The following is a 26789-nucleotide window of genomic DNA, read 5'->3' on the forward strand; positions in this document are numbered from 1 at the left end:
TGCCCCCAGAACGATAATGGGTAAAACAGTCAGACGAGAGTGCTGGGAATATGCCGTTACTTATAGATGTTACGGCGATCCATATAGCCACACTTGCAATCTCGAAGCACTACAGAACGATGATGACTGGAAGTTGGTAAACACGTTTGGAGAAACATATCCAGCGACCTATTCGCAATATTCACGCATTCTTCCTGACAGTTGGATCGAAGAATGGCAAAAGAGCGAGTCTACATGTAGTGCCGACACTTCGTATGGCTGTGGCCCAGATATAAGCAGGACAGATATAAAAGATGCTTCTGGAAATATTGTCGGCCAGAAAGTAACTAAGCGCTGTTACATCGGCGAGACACCACGTTGCAATAACGACCCGAACTGCAACATAACGAGCTACGACTGCACCAGAAAGCAAGACGGTTTATGCGTTCGGCAGGAACAGACATATACATGTCGCGAAGATGGGAAATGCGATCCTAGTTCCTACGAAATTATGCCTGAAGTTAGCGATGATGAAGGCGCCTTCTCAGACGCTATTGCAGCGGCAGGTGTCATGGACATGATCGCTGCCGAGGGTGGGTTAGATGAAAACATGCGGATCTTTTCTGGCATGGAGCGCGAGTGCAAAGCGATTACAAGCGATTTCCGCCGCATGATGGAATTTAACGCAACCGTATCAACCGTTTTGGCAACGTATTTTGGAGGACCGCTTGGAGCTGTCTTGGCTGGCACTGCTTCGGCAGACATTCTAAATGCTATTGAGCACATGCAATGCTGTCAGGAAGACCCAGAAGATGTCGTTTTGACCAGCTCATTTATCTCTATGGCTACAGGAATCGGTGCTGACTACTGTGACCTCGAAGATGTAGAGCTTGCTGCTGCTCGCATGGCGAAACGAGCCGTCCAAGTTACACCCGGCTTTGTTCCCACCAATAATACGCTATGCACGTTCGCAAATTATATTTACAACGCGCCTGCGAAAGGTGACATGTCCTACGCGAAGCAAATATGCGCACATTGGACAAGGCCATGGTCGATTGCGAACACCCAAACTCAGGTGGATAGATACCAACGCTGGTGCGAGTTTGACTCGATGCTTGCCAGAATAATTCAAGAACAGGGTCGAGAACAGCTTGCCGAGTTGGCTTCGCAAAACGCAGGTGGAGCTGTTACCAAGCGCATTGAGTTTCCTTTTTACAATTCTGCCGGAGGATGGTCGAACGAGCTAAATGCCAACAGCAATCGAGTGCGGTTCTGGCAGTGGAAAGAGGAATGCTCTACCGATGAAGGCTTTACCAATTCGATGTTATCTGGATACGATTGCCCTTCAAGCCCAGACATTTATGCAGCGGTCTGCTCTGAAACGTCATGCGGGGCACCGCCTGATCACCCTGTTTATGGCTTTAGCCCAGGCTGGGAAACCCATCGCTTAGCAGCAGAGGATCATCACACCCGTGCGATCAACCGATATTCGGTTGTAGAAGGTGGGTGTTTTGAAGATGGCAGCTGTGAATACAAAGTTCACGCTTGGAAAGCTGGCGCTGGTGGTCAGATGCGCATTCCCTTAGATATGAAGTGGCCAATCAATTTTCCTAATGATGGCTGGGGCGAGTTTTCTTGGGCGCATAACAATGTTCACTTCGAGGCATATACAAACCCTCTAGGTTCAGAATCCCCTTCCAGAGGGCTGCGCATGTGTATCGGTTCATCATATGAATGCTATGACAATGCGGCGTGGAATGAAGTCAACATCCAAAATGACATTACTAATTTGAATAACTATGTCAGCAACAGTCCACCAGTGACTCTCACTGGTGGATGTTCCGTTGAGGAATGTGAGTTTAGAGCTTCAATTGAAGTCAATCTTACAGCTAAGCCTTGGTACACCTACTCAGAAAAGAAATACGAGCCGTGCATGCTAAAGGTTTTGGGTAGCTGTGTGACAAAGGCCTCCACAACTTACGATCGTCAGTACAAGCCAGACTGCACCGGGTTCACTATTGACGAGTTCCTTGCACTTGATCTCGGCGATATGGATTTCTCGGAGTACGTGGAAACGTTGTCGGAAAAAGCACAATCGGAGTTCAACCAGACATGGGCAAGATAGCTTTAATTCAAGCTACTTGTGTGGTGATGGTATTGGCATCTACTGGCTCCTTCGGGAGCCCAGTAGACCGAATCACTGCCCAAGCTGAAGCGCTGGCATCGGGTGCAGCCGGTTCAGAGGAAGTTGTGCAGAACGCGGGGCAGAGGCCTTTCATGTTCACGCCCAATAATGGGTATGTAGGCCTAGAAACCCAGCTAGATGTATCGCTCACTTATACGTCCTTTGAGAACGGTGGACAGAACGTTAGAAGAGTTGAAAAAGCAGTTGTCGACTGGGGTGACGGCTCAAGTCCGACCACAGTGCCCCCTGGCACACCCGCCTACCATACGTATGGCCACCGCAATAAGGAGGGTGCCATTACACCTCATGGAAGTATTGTCTATACCGGCAGGATTACGTTCGTGACTACTTCAGGCAATGCATATACCGAGCAATTTCAATATAGCATGTGGCATTCCTTTCTTGACTCGCTTGTTCCAGGAGGAAGATCGCTACCCAACAACATGCTACCGAGCGTTAGTGGGGCTGGTGGCAGGGATCGTTTGCCCAGTGGCTTCTTTGATAGGAACAACAAATAATGCAAACTCTTTTCAAGGCTGCGCTGATCATGGTGGCAACAACCATGCCTTTGTTTGCCAATGCTCAGGAAGGCGCCAATGAACCCGCGCATCAGCTTTACGGCGGTCATGATGCTGGCGCGCTACTTAGCAAGTCGCTTATGGTGACCAGCCAGCTAGATTGGCTCAATGCCTGGTCGCTGAACCTTGGAGGCAATCCACCAGAAGATTTGCCCCAAGGCTATATCGGAGTTCTAGTCTTCGCGTCCTACCCAGGACACCTCATAAGCCTTCATCCTCTGGACGACAGCTCATCTTTGATGATTCGCTGCCATCAGGCACCGCTGCCCGACAGCCGTAGCTACATCGCCCCCTCTGCATGGGCAGCCGGGATGTTCCGTGCTGATAGCGTGACGCTGGAGGATTGCCCATGATAGCCGGCAGAATGGATGCGCTGGCACTTACCGCCATTGCAGCCGGCGTTGCGGCCGCTACACCTTGGGCTGTCGGCACCTTCCCAGCATGGCCTGCTGGCGTCCTGGGTTCGCTGGGGATGGCGCAGCTCACATGGAGCCAGGCTATGGCCAAGCTGCGCCAGTACGACGAGGATTCCCGAGAGGGCTTCGTGCTGCCTTCAGACGAGCCAGTAGATGATAAGGGGCCTTCCTTACATATCGGCCTGACCACCGACAAAAATACTCGAATCAACATGCCCGACATCCTCGGGCAGCGACACACTGCGATCGTGGGTCAGTCTGGTGTGGGTAAGACTACTCTTGGTGAATATATCCTCTGGCAGCAAACTGCGCGTGGGCGCGGATGGCTATTCATTGACGCCAAAATTGATCGGGACACTCGGGATCACCTAGCGTACATGGCCAAGGTGACAGGCCGCGAAGATGAACTCTACATTATCGACGTGTCAGACCCCGATAACGCCAATACCTATAACCCTGTTCTCCACGGCGATCCTGATGAGGTGGCATCGCGGCTGATGAACCTCATTCCTTCTGCGGAGAACAATCCAGGCGCCGATCACTACAGGCAATCCGCCAATCATGCACTCACTGTCATCATTGCCGCTCTGCAAGCCTCCGGTCAGTTATATCACTTCGGCGATCTATCAATTCTATTGCAGTCCGATAGAGCCCTTGAAAACTTGGAGAGAATGACTCCTCAAGGGCCTGAGAAGAGGGCGCTATCGATCTTCCTCGATCAGTTCCGTACCCGTACCAAGGAAGGGATAAAAATCGACCTCAACCGCATGAAGCAAACGCTGGGCGGGATGGCAGGCCGGATTGCACTGTTCGCCCAGGGTAAGTTTGGAAAGGTCTTCAACGTTTATGCCCCGGAAATCGTGCTTACCGAGATTATTCGTAAGGGCCACATGCTTTATGTCTCGCTTCCGACGATGGGAAAGGACACCGCAGCCCTCAACCTAGGGAAAATGATCGTCTCGGACATTCGCTCTGCTGTTGCCTACATTCAGGATTTACCCAAGGGCGAAAGGCCAGAGCATTTCATCGCACTTCTGGATGAAATGGGTGCTTACGTAATGGAAGGGGTAGGGCGTCTCTTCGAGCAGGCGCGATCGGCCAATATCGCACTGATTCCAGCCTTCCAGTCCTTCAGCCAGCTTAATCGAGTCTCGCCAGACTTTGCAGACATCGTGATACAGAACACATGGAACAAAATATTCTTCAAGTTCGGTGCGAAAGACAGCCCTGAAGAGGCCGCAGAAATACTAGGTAAAACCAAGCGTTTTCAACGTACTGTCTCAGTCTCGGCTAACCAGGGAGAGAGTGCGCAGTATTTGAGAACCACCCCACAATCCAGCATGTCCGATGGCGGCGGCATGGGTGAAAGCTGGCACGAAGTTGAGGAGTTCAGGGTAACACCGGATCAATTGAGAGCCATGGATATGGGGCAAGCGGTCATGATGATGGGCGCTCGCATGTATCATTTGAGAACGCCAATGATCAACTACCCCAAACACATTCCTTCATTTAAGGTAATAAAACGCAAGATGAAGATGCCTGCCGACAAACAGGCGCTTAACTTCGAGGAACGACTAAACGAGTTTCTTACAGCAACTGTTTAGGGGGTAGTTATGATTACAGTGTTATTTTGGGCAACAATCGCCATCTTCGCTATGTTGCTCTTAGGAATTCTTCCGGGAGTAAAGGAAGTCTTTAGACCGCTCATGGATATTTTATCCAAGGGAACCATAGAGGTATTGAAGTTTGCCGGTGGGTATATTCTTTGGCTTGCCAAGACGATAATTCATGCCCATATCGACCTTGTTACCCACTTATGTCATAAGCGCTCATACTTTGACCCAGCAGAAAAGATGAGAAAATAGCCGCTTCTTATTGTAATTTGAAATCGTCGTATGGTATTATCAGATAATAGCAAGGTGATTGCGTCGATCGTTCGGAGGTCGAAATGGCTAACAAGAATCGCAAAGCTCGCCGCCAACGTGCGATCGCAGCACGGCAACATGCCGCTCAGCCATCCCAGGGCTCTTTCGTCGCAAATGAGCTGCACCAACTGATCGGTGCTAATGAAGAAGATGTAGTCAGGGCTTTTAAGTGGAGAGCCAGGCAGAACGTTATCTTTATCTATGCGGTTAATGCAGTGATATTTGCGTTTCTACTATTCTTCACCGCGTACACTTCAAACAGTGGGCTGAGCAAATTTGTCCCGTTTATCTGGGCGGGTTTCATCGCTTTGTTCCTAGCACAACAAGCTATGCTGAAACGCTACAAGCAGCTCATCCGAAACACATAACCCCCCTGCCTTGGCAGGGGCTTTGCCTATATGGCTCCTCTTATCGAGACAGCATAAATTCCCGAGGATCAATTTCCTCGCCTTGGGCAGGGGAAGGGATCGATTCATTGCTTGATGAATCTGATGAAGAACCCCCTGAACGGACCTGTATCCTTGTTATCGTTGCTTCAGTTGCGTTCAAGGTGGGTCCATTTCTGGCCTGGGAGTCAATCTGAGACTGACTAGGCGGGGCTTCGACATCAACCGGCTCAAAAGTGCCATCGCCACCATATTGGTAATATGCATGCCCGTCTTCTCGCTCGACTGCATAGATTGCTTGCCCATGACCACTCTCATCTTGGGTGTAAAGCGCGGGTACGAACATATCATTGCCGACTTGAATATTCGTTCTATCGCCACCCGTGATCATGGCGTCAGCGTTGCTGGCATCAGCTGCCGCTAGATCCCTGCGATCAGCAACAGTAAAGCTCTCACCTGTGTCTATAACATGGTAACTATCAGGACGAACAACAGGAGCCTGGGCATTGGCTTGTATATCATTCAATTGCGTAGGCGAATCAACAGATAGCCCGCTGACACCAATAGCACCAATAGGCGATGTAGTGGCATCTGCATGACTTGCCCTTTCATTAACATCGGCGGTGTTGGCCCCTACTGTCCCCATGACAAGGGCCCCTCGGCCGGAAATGTCTTTTACATCTTCACTCATTTGTCCTTCTACTTTACTCCGGACAACATCAAAATCACTTTGTATGCCAGCTACAGCGTGAGGATTTGCAGCTGTAGGAAGCGAGCCTGAACGGCTAGTTGTGTATTCCTCACTTGCTCGTTGCTGAACCTGCACGGCCTCTTGGTAATCATTTGAAGCCGCGTAGAGCATTGATGCTCGGTCTTCACCGGCACGGCTTTCAAGAACCTGACGTGATTCCCCTTCGGTAAACTTCTGGGAGTAACGACTACCATCTTGTCCTGTAACACTTAGCGTGCCGTCTTCACCAAAAACGAGCTTTCCAGTATCTGCCTGCGCAACACTGGTGGTTTCTTCGCGCGCATCTTGATCCGACTGGGACCTACGCACTCCGGCCTCAACAGCCGCCGAGCCTCGGTAATAACCACTTATGCCACTGCTAAGGCTAAGCCCAAGCTCGCCTTTAACACCTGCTTCAGCTGCCACCTTACCTGCTGCGTGCATGGTCATATCGTTTATTTCGCGCTCAGAAAGACCTGTTTGATCCATCACTTGACGGGTTGCACCCAATTCACTCATATACCTCTGACCTTGGGTGTCTTGACTCATTCGAGACCAATCAATCGAACCGTCTTGCATATAGCCATTGTCTTGGGCGTATTGAGTAGCACCTCGAAGGGAATCGGTCATCATACTTTGAGACTGCTGTGAGAACGACTCCTTGGCTTCTTGAGTGCGCTGTGTAGCCTCTGAGTATGATTGCGAAGCCGAATAGTTCGCTCTAAAGTCAGCTGGGCGTAAGCCCACGTTCATATCTTGGCCGCTCATACTGGTCACAGTAGAAGCTCCAACCCCTACATGGTGGGCCGATACTTCTTCCCCAGAGCTATAACGGTGAGAGGTTTGGTGAGCATTCATGTTCGCGTTGTTCATACTTACCTGGCCAGCCGAAGCTGCACCTGTAGACATGTTGTTCGCGGCTGTCGCCGCTTGTTGGCTACCAGATGCCCTGTCCAAGACAGAGGTGAAGGCGTAACCGCTGCCAGATACTAGCCCCCACATGATGGCGGGAACTAAGGTGGACATAAAACCTGATGCCATCACCATCTTGTCCGACATCTCGCTGACTGCGCTCATATTGGCCATGGTGAGACCATCAGCGAGGTATCCCGCTGTCTGCCCCTGGAAATAGAGCATCATGATGTAGTTCACGATAGCGAGCCCTGGCCACCATAGAATGAGCCAGGTCATCACCTGGGCATACGAGGTGCCCATCTTCTTGCCTAAGCCGGGGACCAACACCGCAGCAAACACAATCGGCGCCAGCCCAATCACGAATGCCTGAAGGATCGCGAAGAAATAGCCCGCCATATCCCGGAAGAGAATAGCTGTGCTATACCATCCAGATTGCTGGGCACGTCGAGCCTGTTCCATATTCAAGGCTGAGATCAGCTCGTTGGAGCCTGTGGCCATTGCTGCGTATTCATAGGTGCCTGAGTACATTTCTGCGATTGCGGCTTGTGTGGCAAGCCCTGTGGCGTCCTGAACGGCACTTCCCCCTGAGGCCCAGCGAAACGAATCATCCAGAGCGGCTTGTGCCAGCGCTGTTGAACCTGCTGCCTGCTGAAGCCAGAACGGGGAAGCTTCCCTCATGCCGTTCAATAGCGTGGGAGCTGCAGTCTGCAAACGGTTGTCAATGCTCGCGTAGGCCTCATCGCAAGCCTGCATGCCACCATTTGGATCGGTCGAGTCATAAACGACGGTATAAACTGCCCGGTTCAGGTTATTGCCTAAAACCCCCCATGCATTTTGTGAGGTAATTAGCGTCACCGGGGATATTTTGCCGCTAAAAATATTCGGCAACGCACAGTCATTCATGAAACTTTGAATGCTTGATCGCAGGTACGGATCAGTCAGGCGAATCTTTTTCATGTCATTCAGCATGCTTGCCGCCATGCCAACGGGAGCCCCCTCTGAAATACGTAGATTCTCGAAGTTTGGCGTCGTGAAGTTAGTTTCAATGCCGTTTGTAGCCCACATCCCTATCTCTGAGATGACAACAGCAGGAAGACCAATGGCTGCCGGTACGCCTTCAATTCTTTGAATGAATTGGGGCGACCCAACGCCATCCCACACCATGTCTTCAATAAGAATATCGACCTTCAAAGAGAACAGCATGTAGACAGTAAGAATCATGCCGGCAAAATACATGGCCACCTTTTGCAGACTTCCACCCAGGATTCCCGTAAAGCACATCGTAAGGAAGCCGGCCATCGCCAAGAACAGCGCCAAGTTCCTGAACCCAGGGTTTGAGTCAGGGTCAGTCAGGCGTTTAATCGCCTCCAGTATTTGCGCCAGCGCATAACCGTTGCCATAGCCATAAAATGTCCAAGTGTCACCACCTGCAGGCGTCATGGTCTCTGCGATTGCTAGCCCCGGAACAGCGACCAATCCAATAGCTACAAGGGCAGGAACAAGCCATTTCATCAGTCCACCTCCCGAGCCATATCACGAGCGAAATCCATGCCGGATAGCCCCATGGCATGAAGATTTCGCAACGTGGCGCGGTTGATCTTGTCAACCTGGCTCATTATGTTTTCCTGAGTCTCAGCCATAAGGTTAATTTGCTGAGCCTTCTGGGAGGTCATGACAACTAGCTCATTTTGGGCCTCGCGGAATTCGCGCAAGATCTCACCCGGCACGGATGATGTCATCGATGTCTTAGCCGTTGCCTGGACAGCATGGCGAATGTACTCAATGGAGATCATGTAAGACAGAATGGTCGAGTTACCAACTACTAGGTCGTAGGCAAGGTCCGGGTAGGTCGCTGCAACATTAACCGCTTGATAGAGCGGGAAGGGCGCTGCTGCAATAAGGGCCTTTTGAGAAGCGGTCAGCGGGGTGCCACTGGCAACGTTCTTAACCGCACCTTCCAATTCCATAATCACCGTGGTCAAAAAGCCGTGGCCAAGTGATATATCCTCAACCTTTGCTTTGTTCGGGTTCCAACAGTCTCTCAGATCACTGTTGCTACAAGTATAAATCTCGGTGGCCTGGCCTGAGGCGCCTGACCATACCTTGTCCTCGCAAAAGCTGTTCACGAAGTCAGCGTATTCAATGACGGTCGGCGAGGCTTTATCACTTCCGCACAAGAATATGTCCAGCATCGCATCGGCAGTTTCGATGGTTGGCGCAAAGGTGTTCGAGTCGCCACTACCCCCTTTGTTGCGAACCTCAGTACCAATCCAACTCATCAATAGCTCGGCAAATATCTTGTTCTCTGCCCCCATGTTGTTGCTGCCATCTCGCCCAGGGGCAATACCTGCTTCTTGAAGGCCTAGCCATGTGCGGTTGCCATCAAGCTCTAAGGCCAGTGCGCGATCCCCGGGATTATTGCTGAGGTGGTCTCGCACTTCGCGGCCCGAATCCGATTTGCTATCACAAGTGTCCTGCTGGGCTGCCAGCCAGTCACTTTCCACGCCCTCAAACATCCCTACCGAACTACACCAGAGATTGCCTAATTCGCCGGAGTAGTCAGGGAACCCCTCAACCAGTGCGGTAGCAGCCTCACAGCTGTCCTGGGATAGTTTCGCCGCCGCCTGCGCCATGCGTTGTGCGAACTCAAGCACATCCCCACAAATAGGGCAGAGCTGTTTGAGCGCGAGCTGGAAGGAGAGGGCTACAACCCCTTGGGCGATTTGCTCCAACATCTGCTGGATCTGCTCACTGTCGATATAGGAGAAGCCACCAAAATGCGCGTCGATGCCATTGCAGCCTACGTCTAGCCGCGGCGGGTCCATGTTGACTAGCGAGTAGCGGTTCTGAGAAAACCGCATGGTCAACCCCCCGGCCGTGTATCCATGCCGTGTCCTGGTCTCAAACGACGCTGCGCTGTTTGAGCTACTGAAGCCGCCTCCGGCACTGGATAGCCGGTCAAACGCATTTTCGAGTGCGCTGGCTTCAGCCTGGCTTGTGGTGGCCGTTATCGACATTCCGCTGATCACTGCTGTTGCCACCATGGTTACCAATTTGTTTCTGGAGAACATTACTCAACTCCTTGGGGAATGCCGGCGCCGAGGCCGCCGGATGACCGTTCCAGCATGTCGGGGACGCTGAAATCAACGGGAGGGCTCGTGCCATCACCAACCGCCTCGAGGCCCTTTTCTGCTGCTCGTTGGATAGCACCAAAGAAGACCTCAATCCTCGAGGTAATCCGCTGCGCTGCTTCAACACCACTGGAGACGCGGAACCAAAGATCATCCTGTGGCAGGTAAAGCCAGAGGTCCGGTACCGCTTCGACGGCAAGGTGGCCAGCAGCCTCTACTGAGCGTCCTGTGGTATCGCAGCTGTTCGAGAACTCTGGCATGCACCCCCCATCAAGTGGAGCGTTGTAAATGGTGAGCCCAGTACGTCGTTCGAGCTGCTTCATAACTGGTTGCATGTCATGGCAGAATTGGCAGCTAGACCGGGTAAACCAGACGAGAAACCCATTCTGGTCATCTATCTCTTCCATGACCGCGTTGCGCTTGCCATCGCGTGCTCGTGACGCTGCACGAAGCCCAAAGGAGGAGACGGGGCTATGTACGAGGGGGTTGAGGTCCTGGTTTTGGATCTGATTCCACTCCCACATCCTCGACATTGTGATGGCTTGGTCGACGGCCCATCGCATGTATCGCTGAAAGGCCTCGACCGTTTCTGGATTGTTGGGGTTCATCACCGATTGGTTCAGCAGCATGTCGCGTTGCTTGGCCTGAAATTCAAAACTACCCTCGGGGTCGACAAAACCGCACGAGGGCTCCCACTGATCTGGGTCGGTACAATCCAGCTCCTCTTCTGGCGCCTTGATCATCGGTACCTCGACTGGGGGTTCTTCAGGTTCCTCCTCGTCCTCCTCCTCATTTAGGTGTCCCCAGAACCAACCGCACTCGCGAGGATTATTGCTATCAAGGCAGGCTTGCCCCCGATCCTCGCTGGGCTGGGCCATGGCGGTCGAATTCAGCGTTGTTATCAGCGCCAGCATTAGCAGCAACTTTGTCGTCGACAATGGGCCGGCGGTCAGGTGTTTCATAGCACAAGGCTCCGTATCAAAAACGCGGCGATGACCCAGGCGAACAGCACGGGCCAAAATTCCGAGGTACCGCCACCCCAGAGCTGCATAGAATGGCGTTTAGCGGGGTGCCACACAGGCACTCCCAAAGGGGTGCCAGCATCTCCAATGACGTGAGAGAGCCCACCAACCGAGAAACCAAAGAGAAGGGCGGCAAGCAATGGCGCATCAGGTAGCCAAACGGCCGATGCCACTGCCAGCCCTAGCCAAGGGAGCAACCAGTGGGTCACAGTCCTATGGGGTATGAGCGTGGCTGGACCAATGCGGATCTCCAGCCAGTCAGGTGCCGTTGATCCAGGCAGCGCCATCGCCGCCAACGCCAGCGCAGACATCCCGCCATAAAGGGGGGTCATAATCGCACCAGCCGATGCGCCAAGCGCCAGGCCGAATAATCGATGAGCGTTCCCGGTCAAGCTGCCTCCAAATACCTGTGTCATGCACGCGAAAAAGCCCCAACTCCACAAAGGGATGGGGCTATGGAACGTTAAGCATGTTGGGATTGCTGTCGCTGGATAATTCGGCGTCGCTGTGCGATCGCTCCCTTGAGCCGAGCTGACAGGTGTGCATCCAGTTGAGCGCTATTGACCCAGCGTTCGGCCGAAACCAATCGCTCAACATCTGAGTTTTCAATCTCCGCTAGAATCGCTTCGGGCGATGCCAAACGGTGACCGTTCGATACCCGCTGCTCTGATGGCTCAGGCTCTCCTCGAGAGAGAAGCACTGAGGATTCCACAGCGGCGTTATAGGCAGCATTTCCATCATCGTCCGGGCCTTGAGCAAGGCCTAGAAGAGCCATCAACCCATAGCGACGTGCATACGTCTGGGCTGACGCCACACCATGGCTATCAAGGGTCTCAACGGGCATCTCACAGTAAGAGCCAATGTACTCCCCAGAAGGACCATGAATGAGCATGGTCTCCATCACCATAGCCCCCACTGTTCCGGGCACAGGTGCCTGAACCAGTGCAATTTCAAACTTATTCAAGACGGCACGAATGCTGCCGATTATAATTGCGAGGCTTGCATAGCGGTTGTCGTACATCGGATTCGTAGAATCCGGTGCGATCAGACCACCAAGCTCAGCCTGCACTGAAGCCAGGGCTTTGCCGATTCTGGCGATCGAGTCACTGCGATTCATAACGTGCTCTCCTCTCATCCCCCAGGTATCGGGGTCTCATGAGGGGTAGGGGCGCTACTGACAGACAAACGGGAGGTGGTATTGAGATTACCGAGAGGAGTGGCAACGCCGCTGAAGTGACACGATCCAGCGGATAAATCAAACAAACGTTTAATTTAAAAGAAAGTAGGGAGAAGTGATGCACCACGCAAGGGAACTAGAATCATTCCCTAGGCCCCATATAACCTTAGTCTCAGAACGAATAACAGATAATAAAAGCAAGGCTGGTTATGGAATGACAGATAGGGCGGTAACTTTGGACCCTGTGCTCAGAGCCTTGAGCACAGAATCACCGCCCGGAGGCATGCTATCCACGCTAAAAAGCGCCAATGCCACAGGAATGCGCTTCAAGCGAGGTAGAGTGAAATGACCTAAGTGATCAGTAGCTGCTTGACCCAAACAGATTCAGCAAATATATAAAAATGCATCCTTCCTCCCGAATCCCATCATGCTGAAAATGAAAAAACCCTCCTGACAATGGATGTCAGAAGGGTTTGAAGGGTTAAGCAGCTTTGCTCTTGCGGGGAAATCCCGTGAGCCCACTACTGGTGTACACATCAGCCCAATCAACGCTCACATCAGTTGAGCTGGATGCATCAGGGATCTTTATCGAAGCTCGAATCCCTTTCTCTAAAAGCCGAGCCTGGAGCACTTCCGCTGCGTCCTGACCAGCCTTGCGTCCTTTCCTGTCGGGTAGGTCACGATCAGCCCAAATAACGACTTCCGTGACACCCTCAGGCGGCTCGAACGACCTCATTAGGGAAGCTGACAGTACCGGCCAGACAGGCATTCCCGTAGCAGCCCGAATAGCTAGCGAGGTCTCAATACCCTCAGCCACACCGATAACGCCGGCTGTAGCTGTGCCTAAGCGAATAGCACCACCGTGGACATCACCATCCTTCACCACAGGGAACAGCTTTTTAGCCTTGCTCACAGGCGCCTTCTCTACCACACCATTTTCTGTGCGGTTGAGATACGTCCTATGCATCGTGACAGGCTTTCCAGCCGCATCCCTGACAATGGTTATCAGTGCAGGGTAGTAGCTAACCACTTTGCCTTTCTCGATGTAGGCCATCCTAGGGTGGAGGCGTGCCTCCGTCTCGAGAACGCTAAGCATCGGCTTTACAGGCAACCCGCGGAACTGCAAGTAGCTCGCCAGCATGAAGCGACCTTCGCCTCTTCCCAGGGGTAGAGCTTCTTCCCAGCGCTTGCGCAGCGTTGGCCGGATGTCCTGCTTTTCCTCGACCTGCCGTGGCGGTGGCCGTGATACTGTAGGCGCCAGCGGCTCAACGGATTGTTCACCGAGAGCCCCCATTACCTGCTCCAGTATTTCGGGAAGAGCCCAGCCTTTCAGCTCTTTCAACAGGCTAAAACCATCCCAGTTACCGCAAGTGCAAATGGCCGTACCCCGTTGCTTGAAGCCGCGATCGAGGCGGAAGTCTTCCTTGCCACCATGTATCGGGCAATCGATGTGATGTCCCGGGTGGGCAATTGCATGCTCCAGCTCGGGGCACAGTGCCTGAAAGACCGTATCCCATTGACCTTCCGCGACACGCTTCACATCAGCAATTTCGTACTTGTTGCTATTCCTCATGATCTGCTCCTCTCTCATTTCCGGTCACCCGGATCTCACAATTAGATAGGGCGACCAGTGACGGCTATGAAGAGGTAGGGGAGACACTGCCACCAAATAAAAATGTTCCGCATGCGAAACAATGGCAGTTGGAAGTCCTATACAGAGAAAAGCCCCTCCCGATTAATCGGAGAGGGGCTTGAAGGGTGCCTAGTCGTTCAGTGTGTGGCTAAGCCGCGGAATGCGTCTTGAGCCACTTCTGTTGCCAGGCAGCTTTGTCCTGCTCACTAATACTTTGCAAGCAGTTGCCAATGAGGCGGGCCACAGCACGAAATGCACAATGCACCACTACTTGGCCCAGCAGTAACTCGACCAAGCATGGTCACGCATACCGAGCTATACGGAACTGCTTCATCACTTCGGGGCAGAGGGATTGCGGCGTGTGAGGCTCCCTATGTGATGGTTGCATGAAGAGCAAGGGGTAGAGCCGGATCACCAAGCAAAGCGGATCGACTCAGAGAAAAGACGTATTCAAGCGTGTCTCAGTTCTATGCCGTCCGCTTCGCTATCAGACCAAGTGCTGCAAGCCTGTTGGCTGTAATTGGAAACCCGTATAGAGGCGGGCACAACGTCCCACACCTCCGCACGACTTGCACTAAGCGCGGCAGCCGCATTGTTACTCAATACTGACAGAGAGGGACAGCGGCTACCTAACCAGGGCGATGTGGACAGTTACTTGAGTACGGTGCCCGGACAAGCAGCCTTGGTGACGGGGTTTACCAATTTCTTAAATCGCCAGCATGCCACCACACTGACCCCTAGGGTGGATGAGAAACGGGCAAGAAAACGGCGAAAAGAAAAGTTGGCTCGCACCATGATTCAAATGGCTAAGTGTACTGATCAAGGGGAGGAGTGGAAGGAACGATGGATCGTCACTACCATGGAATACTGTCATGACAAGAAAGTATCTAAAAAAGCACTCCGTCAACAGACCATAGAGCATTCAGGAGACGGGGTTCGGGTTAGCATGGAGGGCGTGAGCTACTGGCTGCCTATTGTATAAGAGTAAAACGTTAGCTCTGCTGTTTGTCGTTAGGTGCGCTATGGGGGCCGCCCCGGCCTTTTGGCCGGAGCGGTTCAGTTAAGGGAATTAAAGCATACCTTTTAGCTCCCCGTAGTCTCCTCCAACACGCAAGACCACGGTCACGTCGTTGTCATTGCGGTTACGGAAGAACCAGCCGTGGTTGCCGGTGAAAGCAGCTTCCAGCTCTCCCTCATCTTCGGGTACGCCACGCCCCTTCTCGTAGCTGATGGAGTTCCCATTGCCATCGCCGTGGGTGTCAAAATTAAGTGGCCCGCCGTCGGACGCCCAAGCGAATGTCGCGACAGCACCTTCTTCCATCGTTAGCTTATACTCGGTACCTTCACCCGGCGTGAGTGTGAAGGTCACCTCATCACCCCATGCCGCAGTTTCTTCAGTTGCCTGGGAAGGTGTCTCCTCAGCGGCAGGAGCGTCAGCAAGCGCTACGTTTGCTTCAGTCTGCACCATCTCTTGGTCTTCTGGTAACGAAGCGGCTACCTGCTCCGTCTCTACGTTTGAAGTTGGCGCAGCAGTAGCGGTTGCAGCCGAAGGTTGGCTATCACTAACGGCCTCTTGAGGTGCAGCGGGTTCAGAAGCCTGTTGGACACTGGCTTGGTCGAGCTCGGCTTCCTCAGCCAACTGGGTCTTGATTTCTCCCATCTCCGTCAGCCCCAACAAGCGCCCAGCGCCGGTCGGGTCAATGGCATACTCAGCAGGTAGCACGACGCTGATCAGCAAAGCGACGGCAATAACGACTGCCATCAACGTAGAGCGAAGTAACTTACCCGTTGACGGCAGTTCGGCACGGGTTGGAAGATCAGTGTTATACATTGGGGACTCCTTCAATTAGGCAATGAAATAGCCGGTCAGTTGATAACCTACCAGCATAAAACCAGCACACATCATGGCGACGTTGGCGGTATAGGCGTGGCGTAAGAAGCCCGTAGTGCGTCGCCAGAAGCCCATCACAATGAGAATGGCGCTCAATGCCAGTAGCTGGCCGATCTCTACGCCTATGTTGAATGCCAGAAGGTTAGGGACGAGACCATCGGGCGAGATATCGTACTCAATGATCTTGCTCGACAGGCCAAAGCCATGAAACAGACCGAACACCAACGTGGCTACCTTGGTGTTGGGCTGAAAGCCGAGCCAGCGCTGATACGCACCGATGTTATCGAGCGCCTTGTAGATAACGGATAGCCCGATGATGGCATCGATCAGATAGCTATTGATGCCGATATTGAAGTAGACCCCGAGAAGCATGGTCGTCGAGTGACCGATGGCAAAGAGGCTGACGTAAATAGCGATATGCTGCATTCGGTAGAGGAAAAAGATGACCCCTAACAAAAACAGGATGTGGTCATACCCCGTTACCATGTGCTTGGCACCGAGATACATAAACGAGATCAGATTAACGCCATAGATCTCTTGGATGTAGCCCTTGTCACCCTCAGCAACCGCGTGAGCAAAGGCCTCGCCACTGGCACCCAGCAGCATGAACAACAGTGTTAGAAAGGCTAAGGCGTGGCGTCGTGCCATCATAGGCAAGCCGAGCGCACCCCTTACTTGGGATGGAAACATGCAACCTCCACGGGTCTGTCATTAGTGTTGGCCATCGGATGGATGGCCCCAGTCATCAAGCGACGACTGGCCGTGGAGGGCGCTCCAAGCGGTAGACACGACGCAGGGGAAAAGCGCGTCGTTCGCCTAGCCGCATGGCATGACGAACGTTTGGTGCGATGGCAATGTTCGCCCCCAAGCGATCCGCTTGTTCGTGGAAGTGACTGCCGCTCTCATGAGAGAGGTGTCGACCGTCATCGTGTTCATGCCCATGGGTATGCCCATGGCCCTTCTGAACACTCTCATGGTGAGATGACTCAACGCCAACCATGCTCATTGCGCCATGCGCACTCGCTTCGCCCACACTGGTAAGCACCAGGCTAGGCAAAAACAGCAGTAGCAGGGTCAGATAGCCAAGACGGTGGCGCAGCCGATTGAGCATTTAGAGCAACCAAGACAAAAATTGACGATAAAAAATGTAGATAACAATTTGCTTACGCTGTAGCTCCGCATAGCACCAATAGATTATCATCCCCTCCAGGGGGATAGGAATAGAATAAGGAAAAGAAAATGACAATACATACACACCAGTCACATCCCGATATCATCAAGCGCTTAAACCGGGCTCGGGGACACCTTTCGAGCGTGACGCAGATGATAGAGGATGGTCGCCACTGTCTAGACATTGCCCAGCAGCTTCATGCGGTTGAGAAAGCTATTCAACAGGCCAAACGTGCCTTGGTTTTAGATCATATCGATCACTGCCTAGAAGATGCCTTGGGCTCTCAGGATCAAACGCAGCGGGCGCGGACTGAAGAGTTCAAGGCCATTGCCCGCTACCTGTAAATGCATCTAAGCTCCCCTCACTTGAGGAACGCTCTATGCTCGATGTACTCGCCCATCGCGTCTATCGCCATCTCTTTTTCGCTCAGGTCATTGCACTGATTGGCACCGGTCTGACCACCGTTGCCCTAGCGTTACTGGCTCATGATCTTGCTGGGGGGCAGGCGGGTGTCGTACTAGGCACAGCGCTGGCGATTAAGATGGTCGCCTACGTGGGCATTGCTCCACTGGTGGGTGCTTACGCCTCACGCCTACCTCGACGCACGTTGTTGGTTAGCCTCGACTTGCTGCGAGCAGCCGTGGTTTGCGCACTGCCTTTTGTTACCGAAGTGTGGCAAATCTATGTGCTGATCTTTCTACTCAATGCTTGCTCAGCAGGCTTCACTCCCGTTTTCCAGGCGACAATACCGGACATCCTAGAAGACGAAGAGCAATACACACGAGCATTATCCCTGTCACGCCTTGCCTACGATTTAGAGAATCTTCTTAGCCCGATGGTGGCCGCGGCATTGCTGATGGCGATGAGCTTTGATGTCCTGTTTGTACTCAACGCCCTGGCGTTCGTGATCTCTGCCTCACTGGTTATATCGGTGATGTTACCTGAGCCACAACCACTAGAGGAAATTCCCGGTGTTTGGCGTCGCGTTTCTCACGGCATACGGATTTATCTAAAAACACCTCGCCTTCGCGGTCTGTTGGCGTTGAACTTGGCGGTCTCAGCCGCCGGAGCGATGCAGATCGTCAATACGGTAGTGCTTGTTCGCTCTATGTTGGGGCTTGGCGAGAAAGAAGTAGCTTTGGCCTTTGCGGCCGCAGGTGGGGGCTCCATGCTGGTGGCCGTACTGCTACCTAAGGTACTGGATCGATTGCCTGAACGACCAGTCATGCTGTTGGGTGGCGTTATCATGGCGCTCAGTCTCTACTTGGGCTGGCTAGGCCCATCGTTTGCGGGACTTGTCGGGCTATGGTTGCTACTGGGTGCAGGCGCTTCGATGGTCATGACCCCTACAGGGCGCTTGCTCAAGCGTTCGTGCCAGACGGAGGATCGTCCAGCGCTATTTGCTGCCCAATTCTCGTTGTCACACTGTTGCTGGTTGATCACCTATCCGTTGGCAGGCTGGCTGGGGATAAACCTGGGTCTGACGGGAACGTTCGCTTTGCTCGGGACAGTAGCTTTAACGGCGACAGGGCTTGCGATGCTTACTTGGCCTCGTCGAGACTCAAGAGAGATTGCGCATGAGCACTCGCCTATACGTCATAGCCATCTTCACTATCACGATGAACACCATCAACACGAGCATGAAGGGTGGGAGGGGCCGGAACCTCATAGCCATCCCCACCATCATCCCAGAAATGTGCATCGGCACATATTTGTCATTGATAACCACCATACACGATGGCCTTCGTGACACATTAAGGCTGACAAGTTAATAGATGCCTATTAGGTTAAATCACTACGGGTGATGCCTACTTTACTGAAGGCATTCACCCCAGAAGCTTCGCAGGGAACATTTTCCTTCTTGGGCTTAAGGTGCTTGAACGTATCGGCGATCCCTGGGCAGTGGCCAGCCAATTACTCAGCTATCTTGCTGCTGGTGTGGTGTTACCCCCACGTCACACTGACCACTAGACCGTTGGGCGTGCGATTACTAAGCGTAAGGCGTGCGTTTTGGCGCTGGGCCAACTCCGAGACAATCGATAAACCCAATCCGCTGCCGGTGGTGCCCTGGCCAGAATCGCCTAAAGCGCTCAGTGACGTTATCCAAAAGTGCCTCGGGGAGTCCGGAGGACGAGCAAACGCACATCAGCGACTTACACATTTGGTCGATTGGCCCCAATATCCACGCGGCGATTGTCGCGCTCGTCTCACACAGCCCAGAATCGCCTGATATTTACCTGCAGCGCATTCAAGCTCGATGCCCGTCGTTAGTACACATTACAGTCGAACCCCAGCTGTCTCACTGATCCAAAGAAAACTGACAACGGGATGAGTTAACCCTTTGAGCGATGTGAGCCAAAACCTGAAGGCTCAGATTGAGGAGTAGCCCGTTCGAATTATGGCGTTGCGGCAGGTCTTTTGTCGGGTCGGCGACATCAATGTGATCGGCACCTATCTGAGCAACAATCCGGTCGAGTCGTTGCACGATGGGCTGACCCACCTTCATATTCAAACGTACCGCCGACCGCCGCCACACTGTCGGAGTGGCGCTTTCCAAGCGCCGAATGCTCAGCGGAGACAGTCTTGGCGTCGCGTCTGATAGGCTCCCGGCGGTGTATCCCTATCATAAAAGTCACCTCCTCCGGATCAAGGGCTTGGCGCTGCTTGCGTAGGCGTCTGGCAAGCCGGACAAGGTACTTGTGCTCGGTGTTCATGTTGGCTCCAATCAGGGCAGTTGCGATCTATTTCTGCGTCCATACGATGATCGGGATGCAACAAGCTGCCTTCGACCCGCGCCATATAGTGGATTTCATGACGAGATTTTTCATGTCGCTAACATCACCCGGTTGCGCTCCTGATTTTTGGATACATACAGAGTCGGCGGGTTATACAATTATAGTCTTTCACGATTTAATAGGGTGGTCATTTCAGTCCTCTCACCCCGCCGAATCGGCTGGTGCCAGCAGCACAGGCTGGCCATCTTCCCTCCTGCGCAGTGTGCCCGTCAGCCGGAGATCGTGCCGAGAGGGATAGGCAACCTCATGTACCACTGGCAAATTGATCATGCCGACAGCGCGACGAATGACTTCGGTTTCCACGCTCACGAGTAGGATCGGCGTCTGCCTGCCTGTGTCGGAAAGCGCCGTGTTCGACTTCCAGAGGCGCAGGACCTCGCGACTCTTGCCGTCCTGTGCGGGCCGCACCATGGTCAATACCGAAAACTGGCCATCCTGCAGTCGAGGGATCACCGGCAGCGCCTCGGCTGAGACTGCCGGATCGAGATAGCGTGGCAGGGTCTGCAAGGTGAGGCCATCGGCGCGGACCCAGCCAGCAGTGCTCGCAGCTGCCTCGAAGGCAGTAGAGGTTCCCGTCCATTGCAGCGAGAAGGGTTCTTCCGTTTCACCCACCAAGTCGGTTCTACGCACCGGGAGGGTTTGCCAGTCTGCGGTAAGCCAGGCATCGCGGGAAATGACCTGCACAGGTGTCGGGGGCGGCGTGTACATGGCCACGGCCTGCGGCAGAGCGCGCCATGAGTGCCAGGCTCCAAATCCGAGGAAAACGAATAAGGCCAGCGCGATCGCCATACCTGGCCGGGCCTTGCGTAGGTCTACGCGACGAAAGGCCAGCGCAAAGCATAGCGTAAGCCCGGTTCCCAGCAGCATGCCGCCGACGACATCCGATGGCCAGTGGGCCGAGAGATACAGGCGCGAGGCGGCGATGATGCCCACGACCGCGGCGAAGGCCATGGGCATCACCCTGCGCCAAGGTTGTGGTAAGCCGAACCAAGCAAACCAGGTAAGCAGTCCCATCAGCGTCGCGGCCCCCGTGGCGTGGCCGCTCGGGAAGCCGAAGACCTGGGCGCCCTCGTAAAGTGCCTGCGGACGCGGTATCGCCAGTCCCGCCTTGAGGAGCGTGGCAAGTCCTGAGGCAATGGCGATGCTCAGTACAACCCCTAGGGCGAGGTGCCACTGCCTGCGCAGCAGTAGCCAGCAAGTGACCGCTGCAGACGAAGCGATGATGACATAAGCGTCACCGAAGCCGGTGAGGAAGGCGACGACTTTATCGCCCGGTTCGGTACGCAGGTGGCTAAGGGCTAGGCTAATCGACTGATCGGCGACCGCCAGCCCGCTCCGCTCGGCCACCTCTTGAGCCAGAGTCGCCAAAGCGGCGGCAACAAAGGCTAGCGGGACACCAATCAGGATGAGCGGTTGTAGGTCATGCGAGGGCGCGAGAAGTGACATTGCCAAAGTGCTGACACGACCCTCGCCACTTTTCCGCAATCGCCCGATAAGCCGCAAACGCAGAGCCTCAAGGGCTGGCACGCCCCTGGTCAGCATCAGACGAATCAACAACACAATGGCGAAGCCAGCTCCGAAGATGATGCCGACAAGCACCACCAAACGCATGCTTGCATGCCCTACCAAGCTGAGCCCGAGGCCAGCCACTGCACCGGGGAGGATGTGAGCAGGAGCCCATATGATTGCTGAAGTAATATTTGCCGCCAGAAAGCGAACAGGGGCCATGCCCGACACTCCTGCCATGACGGGTATCACTGCTCGCACGCCCGGCGTAAAACGAGCGATCAGGATACTCTTGCCGCCAGGCGTTGCTGGTATGGATGAGGTTTGGCCGCCCCCTTAGCGGCCATGCCGTAGTAATACCATCGCGCCAATGATGACCGACCCAAAAGGACAGCCCATCTCCTGCGATTGCCCCAAGGGTCGTGGCGATCAGAATTGGCCATAGCGCAAGATGCCCGAGACCAATGGCGGCACCCAAGGCAACTAGCAAGGCGGTTCCGGGAACGAGGGCACCGATAACGATGATCGATTCCGAAGCCGCGAGCATGAAAGCCGCAATGACCGCAACCCACTGGTGTTGTTCGAGATACGTCGTCAGCGATGCCATCATTTCCGTGAGCCACATGTCTTTTCCCTTGTCTTGAAGTGATCGAGTCGGAGCTTACGATGCACAGGCATACACACGCTCCCACCTCACGCTAACCTCAAGCCCACTAGGTTCACGGTTGGTGAGGGTAAGAATGGCTTGTTGGCGCTGGACTAACTCCGAGACAATCGATAAACCCAATCCACTGCCGGTGGTGCCCTGGCCAGACGCGCGCCTAAAGCGCTCAGTGACTTTATCCAAAAGTGCCTCGGGGAGTCCGGGGCCCGTGTCTCTCACCGTGAGCTGAGGCAAGCCCTCCCAAAGCGCTAACTCTACCTCTACCTGACCGCCTTCTGACGTATAGCGCAAGGCGTTATCCAATAAGTTACGAAACAGAATCCCCACCTCGATTTCGTCGGCGCGGACCTCCAGCCGGGTTAAGCCTGTTAGCCTCAAGTGCTGATCTCGCTCTTCAGCGAGTGGCCACAGCTCAGCTACCAGTTCAGCAATAATAGGATAAAGATCGATAGTGGCCGATGAGGTTGTGGCCACTTGATCCAATCGAGCCAAAATAAGCAGTTGTTCTACCACCCGCTGAAGCCGTTCCACACCTATATAAGCCTTTTGTAATGATTGCTCTCCTCCCGCCTGCGCGTTATCTAGGTGAATCCTCAGTGCTGCTAAAGGGGTGCGTAATTCATGGGCCGCATCTGCGGTGAAGCGCCGCTCGCGCTCTAACGTTTCTTTCAGCCGGGCGATAAAATCGTTTAGCGATTGACGTAATCCATTAAGCTCTTGAGGAACAGGATTATCGATTTCACTTAGGTCGCGGGCAGAGCGGCCTTGCACCTGACTAGAAAGCGCTTGGATAGGGACAATCCCCCGCCGGATAATACGGCTCATCAGCCAAAGAAGAAGAGGTAGCAAAAAAAGCATCGGCAATAAATTATTCCAGGTGATGCGCTCGACTACTTCATCATGAAACGAACCTCGCAGCCCCATGCTGATCCAGGTATCACTGGCAACATCGAACATGCTGAAAACCCGCCAGCGATGACCATCGTAGCTTTCCCAGCGAAAACCCTCCTCTAAAGGCGAGGGGAAAGGCCCTGCATCACTCCATTTGCCCCCTAACAACCTGGGTGAGCCATCTGAATTCCAAAAACCCAGCACTAATTTAAGCTCTTCCTCGTGGTAAAGCTTGGGACCTGATTCAGAGCTGCTCATGGGGACTGCTTTACCGTCACGATATAGCTGAGCCGGATGTTCTGGTAGGCCCATGCGTGAAGCCAGGCGAGCATAGTCATCAATGGTCGCGTTTGGATCGAGTTGACCAGCCACAATCCGGCTATGCAGACTGAGCTGTGTATCGAGAATTTCTTCTAGCTCGTGATCGGTAATTAAGTAAGCCGCGGTAACGGCCACGCCCCAGCGACAACCATGGTAATGGCTAGCGTGCGAAGCAGATAATGCCGTATCGATCTCATTGCGCGTGGCTATCCAGTCGGTAGCCAATCCCCCGCACGTTAATAATCAGATGTTTTTCAAGCTTTTTACGCAGATGATGAATGTGAACTTCCACCGTATTGGACTCTACCTCTTCGCCCCAGCCGTAAAGCAAATTTTCTAAACGAGGCCGAGATAGCACCCTGTCCGGGTGCCTAGCGAGCTCTAGCAATAAGGCATACTCGCGCCGACCCAACTTTACGTCTTTGCCCCGCCAACTCACCGCATGACGCGCCTCATCAATACTCAGCGCTCCCAGTGTCAATATCTGCGAAGCGCGCCCCTCAGCGCGTCGCATGACGACACGCAAACGGGCGAGTAACTCCTGCAAATTAAAAGGCTTGAGCACATAGTCATCCGCCCCCGCATCTAAACCGCCAATACGGTCTTCCATCGCATCTCGGGCCGTCAAAATCAGAATAGGTAGAGTGGATTGCTGACGGAGTAACTGCAGTACCTGCATACCGTCCATATCGGGCAGTCCAAGATCCAAAATAATCACACTGAAGGTCTCGCTGCCGATAGCACTGATTGCCTCGCGCCCAAGCATAAACCAATCGACCGTGTACCCCTCGCGTTCCAGCGCCGTTTTAATGCCATCCCCAAGCAAGGGATCATCTTCTATTAGCAGTGCACGCATGCTGCTCCCCCAATCTACAAACCGCTATCTTCGCCACTAAAACTTAAGCTTTTCTTAAATACGGCAACGTATCCCCCACAAAGCATACGCATCTGAATTCAACCTGTAAGTCAGCCACCCTTTTTTGCAAACCTTTTACGCAGCTTAACTCTTCTTTAAGTTACTTAGGCTCAAGCTGCTTCTTTCGCCATGGGCAAAGCCAAAGCAGCGCCTTCACTGGCGGTCATTTTGAATCTGCCCTGTCGCTACCGCGGGCAGGTCATTTTCTATTAACTGAATAGAGCGCCAGAGTATGCACTTACTAACACTGATTAGAACAAACTATTATTTAAAAATAATGGCCCGTTTTGTAGAAAAAAGAATGAAGCGATTTTTACTCGGAGGTATACGGTATATCGTCAAAGCGCCTGCACCAGAAACCATTAATAACCTTGTGGGCATAGAAAAAATTCTCATTATTCGCCCCAATTTTCGTCTGGGCAACGCGCTAATCAGTACCCCTGTCATCGATGCTTTTCGTGAACGTTTTCCTTCCGCGCGCATAGATTATTTAGCGACGGATAAAACATGGCCACTGTTGCAGCAACGTCCTGTTGATCATTTTCATTTACTGTCGAGAACCGCCATTCTCCGTCCCTGGCAGTGCGTGACGCTATTACGACGCTTACGGGCACAACGCTATGATCTAGCGGTACAAGTGAGCGGAGGTTCAACGAGCGGCTTTATCGTGACCCGGTTAATAGGAGCACGGTACAGCATGGGTTCAGGTAAAGGTCACCAGCGCTGGTACAACATTGAGGCGGAAGGTAAGTCATCACATGCCTATGATGCCATCGTCAATTTGACACGCCCGCTCGGCGTTGCTTGCCATAATCGGCCACTGCTCCAGCTAACGGATCAGGAAGGCTATCAAGCCATGACGAAGATACGACAGCTATTCAGTCTGCATAGCGACCACTCATCAGATACAGACTTTATTGCGATCTTCGTAGGCGGGCATCAAAACAAACGTTGGCCGTTGGCATTTTGGCTAATGCTCATCGATGCCATGGAAGCCTGCAAAATACGTTATGTCGTTTTCCTTGGACCGGAGGAGTTTAGGCTTCTAGCCCCTATTGAGCAGCGCTTGATGTCATCACTGTATGGTAGCTTATGCCCGCCGCTTCCTATTCGTCACTTTGCCGCTGTTCTAGGGCGAGCGCGGTTACTCGTGACACCAGACTCAGGGCCTATGCACTTAGCGGCAGCACTCGATGTCGCCACCATTTCCCTAGTACGCCAGAAAAAATCACTCGCCTTCGTACCACGAGAAGCCTATGACACTATTCTGTGGCGCCCAGAGATCAGCACGGTAATAGACGCTATCAGCGCTAATCTTGACGGACAAAACGCAACCGCTCCCGTTCAACTGGCCTCGGCAACAAACCAACCAACACAGTGGGTTAGAACACCACCCAGCGCTGCCCCTTTGCATTCTAGCTACTGAATTAAAGCGCATAACTGTTCGTTAAGTTTTGCGCTTTACAGTGACCCTACTGTTACGTTATCGAGAGTACTGTCTTGCCTATTTCAACGACGTCAAAACCTAATGGCACGGGTGTCAAACGCATCTTCCGCGCTTCTATTAATGCAGTATCGGGTTTAAAAGCTTGCTGGATAAATGAGTCTGCATTTAGACAAGAGGTGATGCTATGCCTCGTCCTTTACCCTTTTATATTTTTTGTTAATGCCACTTCCGTAGAAAAAGCATTGCTGTTTTCTTCACTCACCCTTGTAGTGATAGTAGAACTCATTAACTCCGCCATCGAATGCACCATTGACCGTATTGGACTAGAACATAACGAACTTAGCGGGCGTGCTAAAGACATGGGGGCTGCCGCCGTCATGATGACCCTTTTTATGATGATGGGTGTGTGGCTATGCGTGCTGCTCTACTAAATGTTCTCAAATCCGTAGCATCCGTATGGCTTTTATTTCTAATCGTCATGTCGGTCTTCAGTATTTTAAACATAGATTTTACGATAACTGACGTTATATATCGCTTTCAAGGTAATGCCTGGACGTGGAAAGATGCCTTGATTACCCAAGATGTTCTTCACACAGGCGGTAAATGGCTAAGCTTAGCGATGGGTTTAGTCACACTCCTCCTTTTGATACTAAGCACCGTTGTAACTCGTTTTAAAGCGTATCGCATGCCGCTTTTATATCTTTTTTCCGCAACGCTTCTTTCTACGCTGCTTGTCGCAACGCTTAAACAACTTGTGAACATGGAATGCCCTTGGGATTTAGTTCGCTATGGCGGGGAACGAGACTTTATTGGCTTGCTCAATACACGGCCTTCCTCCATGCCAGCATCCGCCTGCTTTCCCGCCGGGCATGCCAGCGCAGGCTATACGTGGATAGCCCTCTACTTCTTTTTTGCCGCCATACGGCCTCATTGGCGATGGGCAGGGCTTTCTCTGGGTTTAGGGCTTGGCCTTACGTTTGGGATCACTCAACAGTTCCGCGGGGCGCACTTTCTCTCCCACGACCTCTGGACCGTCATGATTTGTTGGACCGTAAGCTTTGTCCTTTCAAGATTCTTATTACACCCCAGCGTTCATTAATCTTTTCATTC

The 26789-nt window shown here is 53.0% G+C and carries 22 protein-coding genes and 1 pseudogene; 11 read left to right on the plus strand and 12 right to left on the minus strand.

The features are described 5' to 3' along the window. Nucleotides 1-16 precede the first annotated feature (16 nt). The 5 genes from KO116_RS21600 (at nucleotide 17) to KO116_RS21625 (ending at nucleotide 5451) form a co-directional block, all read left to right on the plus strand. Nucleotides 17-2104, plus strand: a complete 2088-nt coding sequence (locus tag KO116_RS21600) for a conjugal transfer protein TraN (RefSeq protein WP_158414226.1) — start codon at nucleotides 17-19, stop codon at nucleotides 2102-2104. 577 nt (nucleotides 2105-2681) lie between these two features. Then, on the plus strand, nucleotides 2682-3095 hold the full coding sequence (locus KO116_RS21610; protein WP_035561844.1) for a hypothetical protein: 414 nt from the start codon (nucleotides 2682-2684) through the stop codon (nucleotides 3093-3095). Next, nucleotides 3092-4762: a type IV secretory system conjugative DNA transfer family protein gene (locus KO116_RS21615; protein WP_035561842.1), complete on the plus strand. Its 1671-nt coding sequence runs from the start codon at nucleotides 3092-3094 to the stop codon at nucleotides 4760-4762. The genes KO116_RS21610 and KO116_RS21615 overlap by 4 nt, the downstream gene beginning before the upstream one ends. Before the next feature lie 9 nt (nucleotides 4763-4771). After that, nucleotides 4772-5023 (plus strand): hypothetical protein, encoded by a 252-nt coding sequence (locus tag KO116_RS21620; protein ID WP_035561838.1) that lies wholly within the window; start codon nucleotides 4772-4774, stop codon nucleotides 5021-5023. Between the two features lie 83 nt (nucleotides 5024-5106). Beyond that, complete coding sequence (locus KO116_RS21625) at nucleotides 5107-5451, plus strand: hypothetical protein (protein ID WP_035561835.1); 345 nt, start codon at nucleotides 5107-5109, stop codon at nucleotides 5449-5451. Between the two features lie 40 nt (nucleotides 5452-5491). Here KO116_RS21625 and KO116_RS21630 read toward each other — a convergent pair whose 3' ends face one another. From KO116_RS21630 to KO116_RS21655, 6 genes are all read right to left on the minus strand, one after another. Further along, on the minus strand, nucleotides 5492-8626 hold the full coding sequence (locus KO116_RS21630) for a conjugal transfer protein TraG N-terminal domain-containing protein (RefSeq protein ID WP_035561830.1): 3135 nt from the start codon (nucleotides 8624-8626) through the stop codon (nucleotides 5492-5494). Further along, nucleotides 8626-10185, minus strand: a complete 1560-nt coding sequence (locus KO116_RS21635; RefSeq protein ID WP_035561827.1) for a conjugal transfer protein TraH — start codon at nucleotides 10183-10185, stop codon at nucleotides 8626-8628. Before KO116_RS21635 ends, KO116_RS21630 begins: the two co-directional genes overlap by 1 nt. Continuing rightward, nucleotides 10185-11207, minus strand: coding sequence for a conjugal transfer protein TraF (gene traF, locus KO116_RS21640; protein WP_035561824.1), 1023 nt, complete (start codon nucleotides 11205-11207; stop codon nucleotides 10185-10187). The genes KO116_RS21635 and traF overlap by 1 nt, the downstream gene beginning before the upstream one ends. Then, entirely contained in the window at nucleotides 11204-11659 is a 456-nt protein-coding gene (locus KO116_RS21645) for a metal-dependent hydrolase (protein WP_144408645.1), read from the minus strand. Before KO116_RS21645 ends, traF begins: the two co-directional genes overlap by 4 nt. A gap of 71 nt (nucleotides 11660-11730) precedes the next feature. Then, nucleotides 11731-12384 (minus strand): ERF family protein, encoded by a 654-nt coding sequence (locus KO116_RS24250; protein WP_052703832.1) that lies wholly within the window; start codon nucleotides 12382-12384, stop codon nucleotides 11731-11733. A 541-nt stretch (nucleotides 12385-12925) separates the two neighbouring features. Beyond that, entirely contained in the window at nucleotides 12926-14017 is a 1092-nt protein-coding gene (locus tag KO116_RS21655; RefSeq protein ID WP_052703833.1) for a DUF7146 domain-containing protein, read from the minus strand. A gap of 580 nt (nucleotides 14018-14597) precedes the next feature. On the opposite strand from KO116_RS21655, the gene KO116_RS25955 reads away from it, so the two are divergent. Beyond that, nucleotides 14598-15059, plus strand: coding sequence for a hypothetical protein (locus KO116_RS25955; RefSeq protein ID WP_235272581.1), 462 nt, complete (start codon nucleotides 14598-14600; stop codon nucleotides 15057-15059). Between the two features lie 87 nt (nucleotides 15060-15146). Here KO116_RS25955 and KO116_RS21665 read toward each other — a convergent pair whose 3' ends face one another. From KO116_RS21665 to KO116_RS21675, 3 genes are all read right to left on the minus strand, one after another. Beyond that, nucleotides 15147-15908: a hypothetical protein gene (locus tag KO116_RS21665; RefSeq protein ID WP_035561821.1), complete on the minus strand. Its 762-nt coding sequence runs from the start codon at nucleotides 15906-15908 to the stop codon at nucleotides 15147-15149. A gap of 15 nt (nucleotides 15909-15923) precedes the next feature. Beyond that, nucleotides 15924-16574 (minus strand): HupE/UreJ family protein, encoded by a 651-nt coding sequence (locus tag KO116_RS21670; protein ID WP_035561902.1) that lies wholly within the window; start codon nucleotides 16572-16574, stop codon nucleotides 15924-15926. A gap of 139 nt (nucleotides 16575-16713) precedes the next feature. Then, complete coding sequence (locus tag KO116_RS21675; protein ID WP_035561818.1) at nucleotides 16714-17079, minus strand: hypothetical protein; 366 nt, start codon at nucleotides 17077-17079, stop codon at nucleotides 16714-16716. A gap of 128 nt (nucleotides 17080-17207) precedes the next feature. On the opposite strand from KO116_RS21675, the gene KO116_RS21680 reads away from it, so the two are divergent. Together KO116_RS21680 and KO116_RS21685 are read left to right on the plus strand one after the other, a co-directional pair. Continuing rightward, nucleotides 17208-17483: a metal-sensing transcriptional repressor gene (locus KO116_RS21680; protein ID WP_035561815.1), complete on the plus strand. Its 276-nt coding sequence runs from the start codon at nucleotides 17208-17210 to the stop codon at nucleotides 17481-17483. A gap of 35 nt (nucleotides 17484-17518) precedes the next feature. Next, nucleotides 17519-18889 (plus strand): MFS transporter, encoded by a 1371-nt coding sequence (locus KO116_RS21685; RefSeq protein ID WP_035561811.1) that lies wholly within the window; start codon nucleotides 17519-17521, stop codon nucleotides 18887-18889. Nucleotides 18890-20075: 1186 nt separating this feature from the next. On the opposite strand, the gene KO116_RS21690 is transcribed toward KO116_RS21685, so the two are convergent. The 3 genes and pseudogenes from KO116_RS21690 to KO116_RS21700 all read right to left on the minus strand — a co-directional run bounded on the left by KO116_RS21690 (nucleotide 20076) and on the right by KO116_RS21700 (nucleotide 24172). Further along, nucleotides 20076-21662, minus strand: coding sequence for a phosphatase PAP2 family protein (locus tag KO116_RS21690; protein ID WP_035561808.1), 1587 nt, complete (start codon nucleotides 21660-21662; stop codon nucleotides 20076-20078). Nucleotides 21663-22101: 439 nt separating this feature from the next. Next, nucleotides 22102-23513 (minus strand): annotated as a pseudogene (locus tag KO116_RS21695) (ATP-binding protein). After that, nucleotides 23510-24172, minus strand: a complete 663-nt coding sequence (locus KO116_RS21700; RefSeq protein ID WP_035561803.1) for a response regulator — start codon at nucleotides 24170-24172, stop codon at nucleotides 23510-23512. Before KO116_RS21700 ends, KO116_RS21695 begins: the two are co-directional and overlap by 4 nt. A 361-nt stretch (nucleotides 24173-24533) precedes the next feature. Here KO116_RS21700 and KO116_RS21705 point away from each other — a divergent pair, with 361 nt between their 5' ends. The 3 genes from KO116_RS21705 (at nucleotide 24534) to KO116_RS21715 (ending at nucleotide 26778) form a co-directional block, all read left to right on the plus strand. Next, on the plus strand, nucleotides 24534-25658 hold the full coding sequence (locus tag KO116_RS21705; RefSeq protein WP_235272582.1) for a glycosyltransferase family 9 protein: 1125 nt from the start codon (nucleotides 24534-24536) through the stop codon (nucleotides 25656-25658). A gap of 74 nt (nucleotides 25659-25732) precedes the next feature. Further along, nucleotides 25733-26110: a diacylglycerol kinase gene (locus KO116_RS21710; RefSeq protein WP_217908915.1), complete on the plus strand. Its 378-nt coding sequence runs from the start codon at nucleotides 25733-25735 to the stop codon at nucleotides 26108-26110. Then, entirely contained in the window at nucleotides 26092-26778 is a 687-nt protein-coding gene (locus KO116_RS21715) for a phosphatase PAP2 family protein (protein ID WP_035561798.1), read from the plus strand. The genes KO116_RS21710 and KO116_RS21715 overlap by 19 nt, the downstream gene beginning before the upstream one ends. The last annotated feature ends 11 nt before the right edge of the window (nucleotides 26779-26789 follow it).

The organism is Halomonas sp. KO116 (assembly GCF_000734975.2).
GTDB classification, from domain to species: domain Bacteria; phylum Pseudomonadota; class Gammaproteobacteria; order Pseudomonadales; family Halomonadaceae; genus Vreelandella; species Vreelandella glaciei.